The organism is Paenibacillus sp. P46E, assembly GCF_001909095.1.
Lineage (GTDB): Bacteria > Bacillota > Bacilli > Paenibacillales > Paenibacillaceae > Paenibacillus_AQ > Paenibacillus_AQ helianthi.
Window position 1 is genome coordinate 137,901 of record NZ_LVYZ01000077.1, and the last position, 13,166, is coordinate 151,066.

General features: G+C 49.9%; 10 protein-coding genes. 2 read left to right on the plus strand and 8 right to left on the minus strand.

From position 1 onward, the window contains the following. Nucleotides 1-7 precede the first annotated feature (7 nt). A complete protein-coding gene (xynC, locus tag A3849_RS27755; protein ID WP_074114310.1) occupies nucleotides 8-1,684 on the plus strand; it encodes a glucuronoarabinoxylan endo-1,4-beta-xylanase XynC in 1,677 nt (558 codons plus the stop codon). A gap of 196 nt (nucleotides 1,685-1,880) precedes the next feature. Here the strand turns inward: xynC and A3849_RS27760 are convergent, their stop codons facing one another. From A3849_RS27760 to A3849_RS27780, 5 genes are all read right to left on the minus strand, one after another. Further along, entirely contained in the window at nucleotides 1,881-4,274 is a 2,394-nt protein-coding gene (locus tag A3849_RS27760; protein WP_074114311.1) for an MMPL family transporter, read from the minus strand. A 28-nt stretch (nucleotides 4,275-4,302) separates the two neighbouring features. Next, nucleotides 4,303-4,920, minus strand: coding sequence for a TetR/AcrR family transcriptional regulator (locus tag A3849_RS27765; protein WP_074114312.1), 618 nt, complete (start codon nucleotides 4,918-4,920; stop codon nucleotides 4,303-4,305). A gap of 252 nt (nucleotides 4,921-5,172) precedes the next feature. Further along, the gene (locus tag A3849_RS27770; protein WP_074114313.1) at nucleotides 5,173-5,844 is read right to left on the minus strand and encodes a LutC/YkgG family protein; all 672 of its coding nucleotides are present in this window, start codon (nucleotides 5,842-5,844) and stop codon (nucleotides 5,173-5,175) included. After that, the gene (locus tag A3849_RS27775; RefSeq protein ID WP_074114314.1) at nucleotides 5,841-7,268 is read right to left on the minus strand and encodes a LutB/LldF family L-lactate oxidation iron-sulfur protein; all 1,428 of its coding nucleotides are present in this window, start codon (nucleotides 7,266-7,268) and stop codon (nucleotides 5,841-5,843) included. The genes A3849_RS27770 and A3849_RS27775 overlap by 4 nt, the downstream gene beginning before the upstream one ends. Next, nucleotides 7,265-8,014 carry a (Fe-S)-binding protein gene (locus A3849_RS27780; RefSeq protein WP_074114315.1) on the minus strand — a complete coding sequence of 250 codons (750 nt, stop codon included), beginning with the start codon at nucleotides 8,012-8,014 and terminating at the stop codon, nucleotides 7,265-7,267. The genes A3849_RS27775 and A3849_RS27780 overlap by 4 nt, the downstream gene beginning before the upstream one ends. 166 nt (nucleotides 8,015-8,180) lie before the next feature. Here A3849_RS27780 and aldA point away from each other — a divergent pair, with 166 nt between their 5' ends. Beyond that, a complete protein-coding gene (gene aldA, locus A3849_RS27785; RefSeq protein ID WP_256701007.1) occupies nucleotides 8,181-9,626 on the plus strand; it encodes an aldehyde dehydrogenase in 1,446 nt (481 codons plus the stop codon). A gap of 194 nt (nucleotides 9,627-9,820) precedes the next feature. Here aldA and A3849_RS27790 read toward each other — a convergent pair whose 3' ends face one another. The 3 genes from A3849_RS27790 to A3849_RS27800 form a co-directional block, all read right to left on the minus strand. Continuing rightward, nucleotides 9,821-11,218: a helix-turn-helix domain-containing protein gene (locus A3849_RS27790; protein ID WP_083613695.1), complete on the minus strand. Its 1,398-nt coding sequence runs from the start codon at nucleotides 11,216-11,218 to the stop codon at nucleotides 9,821-9,823. Nucleotides 11,219-11,402: 184 nt separating this feature from the next. After that, entirely contained in the window at nucleotides 11,403-12,371 is a 969-nt protein-coding gene (locus A3849_RS27795; protein ID WP_074114316.1) for a bile acid:sodium symporter family protein, read from the minus strand. 33 nt (nucleotides 12,372-12,404) lie between these two features. Next, the gene (locus A3849_RS27800) at nucleotides 12,405-13,064 is read right to left on the minus strand and encodes a GntR family transcriptional regulator (protein ID WP_074114317.1); all 660 of its coding nucleotides are present in this window, start codon (nucleotides 13,062-13,064) and stop codon (nucleotides 12,405-12,407) included. Nucleotides 13,065-13,166 lie beyond the last annotated feature (102 nt).

Here is a 13,166-nt window from a genome sequence, read left to right on the forward strand (position 1 = left end):
GAGAACAATGATTTCAGGGGTAAAAAAATCACTGTGTACATTATTGGCATGTATAACTGTGCTGTCGGTAATGATGGTACCTACACCTCCTAAAGTTTCTGCAGCAAGCGATGTGACTGTTAATTTATCAGCAGAGAAACAAGTGATCCGCGGGTTTGGAGGCATTAACCTTCCGGCTTGGGCTGGAGATTTGACCGCAGCGCAAAGAGAAACGGCTTTTGGCAATGGACCGAACCAGTTAGGGTTTTCTGTCCTGCGAATCTATGTGGATGACAATAAAAATAACTGGTATAAAGAAGTGGAAACTGCAAAATCTGCAGTCGCACACGGGGCCATAGTTTTTGCTTCGCCCTGGAATCCTCCCGGTGACATGACGGAGACCTTCAATCACAATGGCGATACATCCGCCAAACGGCTCAGGTACGATAAATACGCTGCTTATGCGCAGCATCTGAACGATTTCGTTACGTATATGAAGAATAACGGTGTGGATCTTTATGCGATTTCTGTTCAAAATGAACCGGATTATGCACATACCTGGACCTGGTGGACTCCAGCAGAAATGCTTACTTTTATGAAGAATAATGCAGGGTCGATTAACTGCCGGGTTATAGCACCTGAGTCGTTCTCTTATTTGAAGAATATGTCGGACCCTATCCTGAATGATTCACAGGCACTAGCCAATATGGATATTCTGGGTGCGCACACCTACGGCACTTCGTTTAATGACTTTCCTTATCCGCTCTTCAAACAAAAAGGAGCAGGGAAAGAGCTCTGGATGACGGAAGTGTATTATCCCAACAGTGACAATAACTCTGCGAACCGCTGGCCTGAGGCACTGGAAGTTGCTTATCATATGCACAATGCTATGGTAGAGGCGGACTTTCAGGCATATGTGTGGTGGTACATCCGCAGACAGTACGGTCCGATGAATGAGGATGGTACGATCAGTAAGCGCGGGGATAGCATGGCTCAGTTCGCCAAATTCATCCGTCCTGGATATGTAAGAGTTGACGCTACAAAGAATCCAAATACGAACGTATACATTTCAGCATACAAAGGCGACAACAAAGCTGTCATAGTAGCCATTAACAAAAGCACTTCAGCTGTAAGCCAGAACTTTGTCCTGCAGAATGGTACGGCATCAAGCGTATCTACATGGATCACGGATGCCAGCCGAAAGGTTGCTTCCGGAGCATCCATAAATGTGTCGAACAGTTCCTTTACAGCCCAGCTTCCTGCCCAAAGTGTGACCACCTTTGTAGCTGCACTCGGAAACGGCAGTGGTACAGACACTGGGACCACTTATGAAGCAGAAACAGGCACAACTTTAACGAATGCCGCGGCAGAAACCACCAATTCAGGCTATACCGGTACCGGGTACGTCAACTTCAATGCCTCAACCGATGCGTCCATTCAGTGGAGCAGCATCTACTGTGCTATTGCAGGGACCAAAAATGTGAAATTTCGCTATGCACTGGAAACAGGCACAAGAAGCCTGGACGTATATGTGAACGGAAGCAAGGTCATTAGCAATACCGCCTTTGCAGCAACCGGCAGTTGGTCAACCTGGGGAGAAAAAACCATTCAGGTTCCCATGAATACCGGAACCAATACGGTTAAAGTGGTGACTACCGGTACGGAAGGACCGAATGTGGACAGTATGAATGTGTCGGCCCAGTAGGGTTATGTATTTCTTTAAATGACATATCGGAATTCACTGATGTGGATAGTGTGCTACGTCCAAGTATCCTGGGCTTTGTCGTTCGACCAGTTCTCTATCTTATCGATTTCTATCCAATTCCCATAAAAACACGGGGTGCTCATAAGCCAATTACATGGCCTTATGAGCACCCCGTTGCATGAGCGTTATTAATGAATCAGGAGGATCTGTCGCTCTCGGCATGGAGCTTGGCGATCAGCTTATCCCCTTCGACGTCGAGGTTCGGAAGCAGACGGTCCAGCCATTGTGGAAGCCACCAGGCCTTGTCGCCGAAGACTGCCATAACAGCCGGAACGAGTGTCATACGAATGATGAAGGCATCGATCAGGATGCCGAAGGCCAGCGCGAAGCCGATCTGTTTGATCATCGCGTCAGGTGCGAAGATGAAGCCGGCAAAGACGGATACCATGATTACACCTGCGGCCAGCACAACGCGGCTGGCGAGATCGTAGCCGTGAACAACGCTATCGTTGCCATGGCGTCCGTGCACGTAAGCCTCGCGCATAGAGCTGACCAGGAATACCTGATAATCCATCGCCAGCCCGTACAGAATACCGGTGACTAGAATCGGCATAAAGCTGAGCAGCGGTCCCCCCGTGTCAAAGCCAAACAGGGAGTGCAGCCATCCCCACTGGTAGACCGCTGTAGTCAGGCCGAAGGTAGCGAGGACGCTGAGAATAAAGCCGACGGTTGCTTTGACCGGAACAATGACCGACCGGAAAACAAGCAGCAGGATGATCAGTGACAGGATCACAATGATTCCGATATACAGAGGGAAGGCGTCGGAAAGCTTGGAAGACATATCAATGTTGATGGCGGTGAAGCCGGTCACGCCAAGCGTTACATCATTCCCGGAGGCGAGAGTGGAAGCGGGATCGCGCAGATCCTGCACCAGATCCCTTGTCTCCGTATCCGTAGGGCCGGTTTTCGGGATCAGACTGATAATGGCGATATTTCCGGTCGCGTTGACGCCCATTGGGGACACCAGCGTAACGTTATCATGCATTTGAAGCTCCTGAACCAGCTTGCCAATTGTCTGCATTGAAATTTTACCGGACGGGTTCTTCGGTTCAGCCACTAGGAGCAGTGGTCCGTTGAAGCCCTCACCGAAGCCTTTGGAGATGATGTCATAGCTTTGGCGAGCCGGGGTATCCAGATTGGCCGAGGCACCTGAAGGAATGCCCAGCTCCATTTTCGTTACCGGAATCGCCGCTGTTCCAAGAACCAGAATCACCAGAATAATGATGACCCAGCGGTATTTCACTGTAGCGTTTGCCCAGCGGTGGGAGAATCCGTGGCTGGCTTTATTTCCGGAAGCCGTGCTTTTTGCGTGGGCTTTGGCGGTGCAGATTTTTTCACCAACCAGACCGAGCAGCGCAGGCAGCAGGGTTAACGCCAGCAGAACGTTGATCAGAACACTGGCAGCAGCAACGAGAGCCATAGTCGACAAGAAACCGATACCGATGACCAGCATGCCGCACAGGGCGATAATAACAGTCAGACCGGCGAAGAATACGGCGCTGCCGGCGGTGCCGAGTGCGCGGCTTGCCGCTTCACCCGCACTTAACTTCTCATCAAGAATGAGCCGCCGCTGCCGGTTAACGATGAAGAGCGAGTAGTCAATACCGACGGCCAGACCGATCATAATAGCGAGTACCGGTGTAATGTCATTCATCTGGATTACACTTGAGAGGGCAAAAGCACCGCCGACACTGATACCAACGCCGAGGAGTGCGGTAATCAGCGGCAGACCGGCGGCAACGACAGAGCCCAGCGTCATGAAGAGTACAACCGCAGCGACAACTACGCCGACTGCTTCGGTCGAGCCGATGGCTGGTATACTCTTCAGTGAATCACTTGGAATGGCTGTGATGCCGGAGCCTGCCTGTTCAACTTCAGTCACGGTGTTGATGATGTTATCCGGTACGGAAGATGGCAGCGACGTCTGTTGAACGGTGAACTGGAACTGGAACAGGGCGATGCTGCCGTCAGCGGACAGCATTACTCCGGGAACCGGAACGCCGTCAGCCATCAGCGGGCCGTAAGGAGCAGCCTGAGCAGCCGCGGCAGATTGTCCGGCAGCAGCAGATGGGTCCGCCGCGGCAGATTGTCCGGCAGCAGCAGATGGGTCCGCTGCGCCAGTCTGTCCGGCAGGAGCTGTTTGGCCTGCTGCCGCTGACGGGTCAGCAGCCCCGGCTTGAGCAGCTGCTTGGGCGGCCAGTTCTACGGGGTTAATGATATAGTCCATACTGTAGACATCATGGATAGCTTTCTGGAGCAACGCTACCCGCTGCGGCGTGTCCAGACGTTCTCCGTCCGGTACAGTAAAGGCGACGCTTGCTTGGCCGCCCGCAGCAGCGGGAAGCTCTTTAGCCAGCATATCCAGCACTTTTTGCGATTCTGTACCTTCAATTTTCATTTCGGAGCTGGACTGTATGCCATTAACGCCTAACAAAGTGCCAACAACACCAAGAACGACGATCCAGGCTGCGAGGAAATACCACGGCTTGGAATAAGCCGATTTACCCAACCGGTATAGAAAAGTAGACATGTGATGGTTTCTCCTTTTTATCTCTGTTTTAAAAGCCGTTGCGTAAATAAGCAAACATGGAATTCAAATACTGATCGAACGGCATGGCACCGGAGCTTTCATCCCCTGCTTCTCCCGGCAGCAGCACGTTCATACGTCCGTCCAGTATGGGCACGAACGCTCCGTAGACCGCACCGGCAAGGAGATGGGTATATCCGTCGGCATACCGCCCATGGGAGAAACGCTCTAGTACCTCCTGTGCAGCGGTCTGCAAGCGGCGGAATACGCTGAGGATATATGGCTCCAGGGACGGATACTGATTCGCGAGTGATACGAACTGCCGTAATTTATGCAGGAACTCAGAGGTGAATTGCAGCTTAAGCAACTTATACAAGGCATCCAGCGGAGTTGCGTCCGGAGGCAAGCCCGCGAACAGCATATTCTGATCCTCTTTCGAAGCACTGCCCATAAAATACTCCGCTACCGCTTCCTCTTTGCACGAGAAGTAATTGGCAAAGGTTCGCCGGGAGTATCCGGCTTGCTGAACAATATCGTCGACGATAAAACCATCCATGCCCTGCTTCATCGCCAGCTCAAAGGCAGCTTCAGCCAAGGCATAGGCAGTGGCTTCCTTTTTTTTATCACGTAGTGTCGGGTTGGGGTTCAAGTTCCATGCGGCCTCCTTTCTTGAGACAGAACAGTCTGCGCTCTATTGATCAAAATACATTATTGCACAATGGGCAAAATTGCACAATGAGCAACGAAAAAAGAACTTGAAAATAGATAGTGGTCATCATTGCGAAACCGCCTTGATTAATAAGACATTCCGCAATGATGATCTACCGTTCTCAAATTCACGTTACATAGTTTATAAGGATGGAGCCTGGCGGTTTGGACTTGGTACTCAGCGGGATTTCAACTATATAAGCACATAGGTTGCTCTCAAGGGGCCGTGTACCCCGACAACGAGCTGCATTTCAATATCGGCGGAATTTGAAGGACCGGAGATGAAATTGATAGATGAACCCAGCGGCTCACCTGCCTCTATCCTACTGTTCAGATCTGCTGCAGCCTGGGTGGAGCGGAGGACCAGCCGCTTTTTTTCAATCACCGCAATATAGTGGGCGGGCAGAAAATGGAGGGAGCGACCCTGATCCGGGCGGCTCACCACGACAATCGTTCCGGACTCGGCTAGTGCGTAGTCGGCGAAGACAATTGCCGTATTGGCCGATTCGGAGCGCATAATATTCTGCTCTCTTCCAGCCGCTTCTTCCCAGACGAGTCCGGCCGCGAATTTCAACCCATACTCGGCAAACCGGGTATCGCCGGAAGTGATTACAGCCCCACCACCGTTGGCATCGATCAAATCATTTAATGTTTTCTGTAGGATCTCTGGAGACGATTCAATGAACTGAGTATGAATGAAGAAACATTGCTCCTTAAGGATGTCTACCAGCTCACCGGTTGTATAACTGCTGGAATTGCCCGGCATCAGGTCCTGCATATCAGGACGCTGTACGTCATTGATTCTTTCCCGTCCCAGCTTGGAAGCAATTGTGTCCAGAAAAGAGTTCCTGTTCGATGCTGTCATTGATCCGAGCCTCCTTTGCGTTGTTCAAGCCAGACCCGGAAGCTGTCCTGCTGCTTGACCGGCTGGCTTAGATCACGGGCGTTGATCCAGCCGCGGATGAGTCCTGGTCCTCTCACAATGCGGCCATGTCTGCTGATCAGCCGGCTTGCGGGGTTCGCAAAACGCATCACTTTGCCGAATAAAGCCTGGGAGGACAGCAGCCTTCCTGCCGTTTTCATCTGGAATCTTTCCGTGGCACCGGTGCGATTCTCCTCCACGATTTTTTGACGGTGCAGAATCAACTGCTCATGCAGCGGAATTTTGACCGGACAGACATCCGTACAAGCACCACACAGACTGGAGGCAAAAGGCAGCTCTTTATAATCATCGTATCCGCCCAGCAGCGGAGTGATTACCGCTCCGATCGGGCCCGGATAAATGGACCCGTAGGCATGCCCGCCAATATGACGGTAGACCGGGCAGACATTAAGACAGGCACCGCAGCGTATACATTGCAGGGCTTCACCAAACTCGCTTCCGAGAATATCGGACCGGCCGTTGTCCACTACAACTAAATGGAACTCTTCCGGACCATCCGTCTCTCCGGCTGCCGAGGGTCCCATCACCGTGATATAGCTGGTCAATTTTTGCCCAACCGCGCTCCGGCAGAGCAGATTATCCAGAACCTCCATCTCTTCAAGCGTTGGCACAATTCGTTCCATGCCCATCACCGCGATATGTGTTTTCGGTATGGCGGCTGTGAGATCACCATTGCCTTCATTAGTCACCAGATTAATCGCTCCCAGGTTAGCGATGGCAAAGTTGCAGCCCGTGATCCCGACATCCGCCTCCAGAAACTTCTGCCGCAGGACTGTCCGGGCAAAACGGGCGAGGTTCTCGGGACTTTCATCTCCGGTATATCCAAGTTTCTCCTTGAACACTCTGCAGATCTGTGTCCGGTCTTTATGCAGCGCAGGAGCTACAATATGCGAAGGCGGGTCCCAATCATCCATCTGGAGGATATATTCACCCAGATCGGTCTCGATCAGCTCACAGCCGGCTTCCATCAGAACACGGTTCATTTCAATTTCCTCGGTGACCATCGATTTGGATTTGACGATTTTTTTAGCTTTTTTTTGTACGATGATGTCCCGGACATAGCCGCTTGCTTCCTCTTTGGTTTTGGCAAAATAGATATGCCCGCCCTTGTCCTCAATGTTACTGGCCAACTGCTCCAGGTAATAATCCAGATGCTTCAGCGTATGCTGGCGGATCTGCTGGCCGAGGGTACGCCATTGTTCCCAATCCCCGAGAGCGGTGGCGGCGGACAGGCGCCTGGTCTTCAAGCTGTCCTGCGCTGAACCTACTGCACTCCTCATGAACGGGTCACCGAGGCCATCTGAAGTCCGTGTATTGAAATCCCGTTTATCCGTTTGCAGGCTCAAGTCTGGCCACCTCCTTTGGCAACTGCAGCATGGCTATGGTTCAGCACTTCTGCAATATGCATGATCTTTACGGGTTCGCCCTTGCGGGACAGGCGTCCGCCGATGTTGAGCAGGCAGCCCATATCTGAACTGATCAGAATATCCGCTCCGGTTTCCACCACACAGCCGCATTTTTCATCGACCATTTGCCCGGAGATTTCCGGCATTTTCACTGAAAAGGTTCCGCCAAAGCCACAGCAATTATCGCTGTTCTTGAGCGGTTCCAACTGGAGTCCCTTTACTTGTTCAAGTAACAGGAAGGGGGTTTCCCGTTCACCCAGCAGTCTTGTCATATGGCAGGAACGGTGATACGTGGCGGTTGCGTCCAGCCTTGCACCCACATCGGTGATGCCAAGCACCCGTACGATGAACTGCGTAAATTCATAAGCTTTCTCTTTTATAGCAACCGCTTTCAATTCCCACTGTGGATCACCTTTGAAAATTTTTGGGTACTCATGGAACATAGCGATGCAAGAGCCGGACGGACCCACGACATAATCCGAGTGTTCAAAGGCAAGCATCATGTTCTTCATGGCAAGCTTGGAATCTTCCAGATAACCGCTGTTATAAGTAGGCTGACCGCAGCACACCTGCGAGGCCGGAAAATCAATTTCACAGCCCAGCCTTTCGAGAACTTCAACCATGGCCATTCCGACATTCGGGGTAATGAGGTCTACTAAACAAGTGGAAAAAATACTGACTTTCATTCCTGCCCCTCCAATCATAACCTTCGTGATAATAGCTTAACTCAAAAAGTCAATGAAAAACAACACAAAAACAAATAATAAATGTGAATGTTGTTGACAAAAAATAATGATAACGTTTACACTATGGTAGGGCAAATGGAACAATCTACCTTAAGGGGGAGAAACAGTGGAAAAGCATTTGATGTACATCAACGGCCAATTTACCGAATCTGAAGGCAAAGAGTGGATGGATGTAACCAATCCGGCAACAGATGAAGTCATTTCACAGGTTCCCAAAGCTACAAGGAACGATGTCGTGCGTGCTATCCATGCTGCGGATGAGGCCCAGACTGTCTGGGAAGAAACCCCTGCGGTGGAGAGAGGGAAGTATCTTCATGCCATTGCCGAAGGGATTCGGGCGGATGCGGATAGCCTTGCCAGACTGATCTCTGAGGAGGTAGGCAAGACACTGGAATTGTCTACGGTAGAGGTTAATTTTACAGCCGACTATATGGATTACATGGCAGAATGGGCACGCCGCTATGAAGGGGAAATTGTTCAGAGTGACCGTGATAATGAGAATATTTTTGTGTTCAAGCGGGCGATTGGGGTAACGACCGGCATTCTGCCGTGGAATTTTCCATTCTTTTTGATTGCCAGAAAAATGGCCCCTGCGCTGATTACGGGCAACACGATTGTAGTCAAGCCTAGTGCCGAATCTCCGAACAATGCGGTGGCCTTTGCCAAAATCGTCGACAAATCCGGTCTTCCCCAAGGGGTATTCAACCTTGTCACGGGCAGAGGCGCTGAGGTCGGTAATGAATTGGCCAGCAACCCAAAAGTCGGGATGGTCAGTCTTACCGGCAGCGTGCCGGCCGGACAAAAGGTGATGCAGGCGGCAGCCGAGAATATCATCAAGGTGAGTCTGGAGCTGGGCGGCAAGGCACCTGCCATTGTTATGGATGATGCCGACCTGGATTTGGCCGTCCGGGCGATTGTGGCTTCCCGGGTGATTAATACCGGGCAGGTCTGCAACTGTGCGGAGCGGGTCTATGTGCATGAGAAGATCAAAGACGAATTCACCACCCGTCTGGTTGAAGCCATGAAAGCGGTGAAGTATGGCGATCCGCTGAAAGACAAGGATATTCAAATGGGCCCGTTGATTAACAAGGCGGCGCAGGAATCCGTACAGCAAAAGGTGGACCGTGCCGTTGAAGAGGGGGCTAAAATTGCCCTTGGCGGTAAAAGAGTTGAGGGTGCAGGCAGCTTTTTTGAGCCAACGGTCATTACCGGTGCCACCAATGAAATGGAGATCGTACAAGAGGAAATCTTCGGCCCGGTCATCCCGGTCATTTCATTCTCGAACCTGGATGAAGCGATCGCGCTTGCCAATGACAGTGAGTTCGGTTTGACCTCTTCTCTGTATACCCGGAATCTGAACGTTGCCATGAAAGTCATCAAGCGTCTCAAATACGGGGAAACCTATATTAACCGGGAGAACTTTGAAGCCATGCAAGGCTTCCATGCAGGCTGGAGAAAATCCGGCATCGGCGGAGCGGACGGCAAACACGGGTTGAACGAATATCTGCAAACGCATGTTGTCTATCTTCAGTACGATAAGTCTGTTAACTAAAACAGGCTTCAACACAAAGACCGCAAGTCTATCTTAAGCAGATAGGGCTTGCGGTCTTTGTGTGATGTGAGGCGTTCAGAGGGGAGAATCAGTCGCCACCTGCACCGTGTCCCATAATTTCAACTAACATTTGAGTATTATTGTTTACAGCTGGGTCAATGGTTAACACAGGTACAATAATTGCGACAGCCAGGCTACACGAAGCTAGAAGTAAGATGAGTTTTCTTTTCATTTAAGACCTGCACCTTTCTAATTAGAAGTTTGTACTGCTCTTTTTCCTCTTCATCTGTTTGATGCCGATGTTGTTCAAATAGATCAACACATTTGATGACATTACTATCGTTATTGATTCTAGCAGATGATTCCAAACTCTGAAGGATCAAGGAAATCCCTTTATTACGGTTATTATGTAAATGATAGACTGCTAGTTCAACGAGAAACCGAGCGTATTGATCCTCCATAATCTGCTGATTGTACTTGCCGAATTCTGTTAGGTTTGTCCGGTAAGGAATATAGGCGGCAAACCGTTCAAGAATGTGATCGACATTCCAATCATAGCGGTTAGCCGATATGATGATATTATATAAAGCAACAAAAATTTCATTCTTTTGAGGAGCGATATATTCCACATATTCTGGCAGTATTTCATGCTGCCCTGACATTAATCCATAGAGCATGGTATTTGCGGTGCCCCACTCCTGATACTGGGCTACAGTCCTCTTGGCATCTTCATCGTCTTCTTGTACCCAGCTTCCATCCATATAGTTAGCTACGAATTTAAGTGCCGACTTATAGTCCCTGTTCTCCTCGTAGACAGTTGCACGCATCAGATGCGAGTAGAAGATGTAGCGATAGAGTGGTTTAACAGGTTTTTTCTCGTTACTCTGTTTGCGGTTAGAGTGCTGCTGAAGGTGATAACGAAGAGTGGCTAACCGGAGCATTTCCTGCGAGAGCTCATCCACTTTTCGCCACTTGTGAAGAGAATAATAAACATTGATTAAATGGTTCAACCCATCCAATTGATCCGCTTCATCCAGCCGGTTCACATAACATTCAAAGAGTAGAGCCGCCTGCAGATTAAGAGTCTGATCGTCTCCCAAGGCAATCCGAAACAAGCGGAACTGACATAACGCGAGCCGCTCGGAATTCTGATATTTTTCACTTGCACTTACATTCTTATACAACAAACCAGCGGCTTGCCACTGCCCTTGCTCGAACAGCCCTTCTGCTACTTCGAACAGCATGGGCACATAGGTCAGATTCTCAAGCAGATGATATGCTACCTGTTCAATACAGTCAAGGCGGTCCAATGCCGCTGAACGCAAAATAAACGGCCGTAACCGCCGCCAGGTCGGTGGTGAATGATAGAAGCATTCGTCCACATATAGGCTGAAGAAATGATCCTCCGGTAATTGCATTCCCTGGGTGATGCGCTCCAGATGATTCATGGCAATCGGCTGCTGATTGTTAAGCACCCGGCTGAGCGTTCCTGAATTAATGCCGGATTGACTCGCAAATTGATTAATAGACATCCCCTGCTGCGACAGATACACTGCTAAATGATCGCGAATCGTGGCTGTAGTAGGGACCATGGAAGCACCACCTGACTGAATTCCAGTAATTAGAATTTATTTTATAGGTGTAATAATATGTGACAATATTCCAATGGTCAATAGTGCAGATTAGTAGAAACAGTGAACATGAGAATGGGGAAATAAGGTGCCTCTGTGGCTGGTTTTAGATGGTAGCGGGGAGAATTAACAACAGAGGCAAAACCTACGCAGCAGTGGTCTGATCGGCCGAATTCCTGACCTTGGTGCGGTGGCTGAGCAGAAAACCTGCGAGTGAAGCTAACAGCTGTTGGAACACCATGCCGAGTACGACGGGGACAGCCACCGGAGCGGGAAAATAGGACACTGCCAGTACAGCACCGGCGCTGATATTGCGCATGCCGCCATTGAAGATAAGGGCGACTTCGTCTGCTTCATTCCAGCGCAAAACCCTCGCTGTAAGAAAGCACAGCACGTAACCGGTGGAAGCCATAAACACAATAACAAAGGCCAGGCCAACCAGATGCAGGTTAATGTCCGCTAAGTATGGTGAAATCACAGAACCGTTAATGATGATAACGAATGCCATGAAGAGCTTGGAGATGGGATTCAGCCGCGGACTCCACACGGGCGCGATATTGCCTTTGGTCCATTCATTAAGCACCATGCCCGCCAGTGAAGGGACAACAATCATCCAGAACAGGCTGCTCATCATTGCACCCGCGTCAAGTTCTACGCTGGTTCCAATCAGCAGAGACAATACGCCCGGTACGATAAAAGGAGACAGCATGGTGTCGATCAGAATGATGGACAGGGTGAGTGCAGTATTTCCTTTGTAAATACTAACCCAGATAAAGCTGCTTACCCCCGTTGGAATAACTGCGGCAAGTACAAGGCCTGTGATTGTAAATTCATCCGTGTGATACAGCACATTCCCGATGCCTGCGGCAACCAGCGGCATGGCGATGTGCAGAATGAACAAACAGGCGAATAAGGGCAGCGGTTTTTTGAGTACGTTCACGAAATCTTTGAATCCGAGGCTGATGCTTCCGGCAAACGTCATAAAAGCGAACAGCCAGGGAGCCAGGTAGGTATATGAAGAAAGCGAGCTTCCGCAGAGTACTCCAGTCAGAACACTGAGCGGAGTGATTAGCGGCATCATTCGATTAAGCGTCCGGTTCACAGCAAGAAGCATTGTATGACATCCTTTTAAAATAAGTTGTTACTATTATACACCCTTTGACAAATACTCCGAGAAATTCTCCTGGAAGTCCAGCGAATGGATATCTTCCCGGAGATGGTGATGGATCAGCGGGCCGATCTTCTCCGTCTCCTTGTGTACCAGAAGCTCGAGAAGGGTCTGGTGCTCCTTCCAGATTCCCTCCAGCTTCTCGGTCTTCAGCATGTGCAGCCTGCGGTAGCGGAGGTAATGCACATTGGACTGCTGAATCAAATTCCATAGAAACTCACGTCCGGCAAGCCGGTACATCGCCCGGTGGAACGCATCATCCAGATTCAGAAAGGAATCAATGTCGTTTTCCTTTCCGATGACTTCCCTTTGCTTCTCCAGAATTTCTTTAAGCTCATGCAGTCCTGTCAGCAACAGCTGTGAAGACAGATCCTTAAGAATTTCTTTCTCCAGCGTGCTGCGCAGATAAGTGATCTGTTCAACGGATTCAAGATCTATGTAGGACACAATATTCCCCTTTTTGGGATAAATATCGGTATAGGATTCCAGTGCAAGCTGTTTCAGCACATCACGCAGCGGCGTCCGCGAAATCTGAAAACGTTCGGAAAGGGCGGTTTCACTCAGAATGGTGCCCGGCTTCAGGGAAAGGGTAAGAATCTCGTGTTTCAGTGTATTCATGATTTCAGCTTTGATCGACATATCTCTTCCTGCTTTCCAATAGTTAATAAGGATAACACTAGTATACATGATGTTCAGAGATAATAAAATTGTTTATCGGATGCATGGGGGAGATGTGCGGGT

Excerpts from the sequence above, each read along its gene's own strand:
- A3849_RS27790 (WP_083613695.1), bottom strand. The coding sequence starts at position 11,218 with ATGGTCCCTACTACAGCCACGATTCGCGATCATTTAGCAGTGTATCTG.
- xynC (WP_074114310.1), top strand. The coding sequence starts at position 8 with ATGATTTCAGGGGTAAAAAAATCACTGTGTACATTATTGGCATGTATA.
- A3849_RS27800 (WP_074114317.1), bottom strand. The coding sequence starts at position 13,064 with ATGTCGATCAAAGCTGAAATCATGAATACACTGAAACACGAGATTCTT.
- A3849_RS27780 (WP_074114315.1), bottom strand. The coding sequence starts at position 8,014 with ATGAAAGTCAGTATTTTTTCCACTTGTTTAGTAGACCTCATTACCCCG.
- A3849_RS27770 (WP_074114313.1), bottom strand. The coding sequence starts at position 5,844 with ATGACAGCATCGAACAGGAACTCTTTTCTGGACACAATTGCTTCCAAG.
- A3849_RS27760 (WP_074114311.1), bottom strand. The coding sequence starts at position 4,274 with ATGTCTACTTTTCTATACCGGTTGGGTAAATCGGCTTATTCCAAGCCG.
- A3849_RS27795 (WP_074114316.1), bottom strand. The coding sequence starts at position 12,371 with ATGCTTCTTGCTGTGAACCGGACGCTTAATCGAATGATGCCGCTAATC.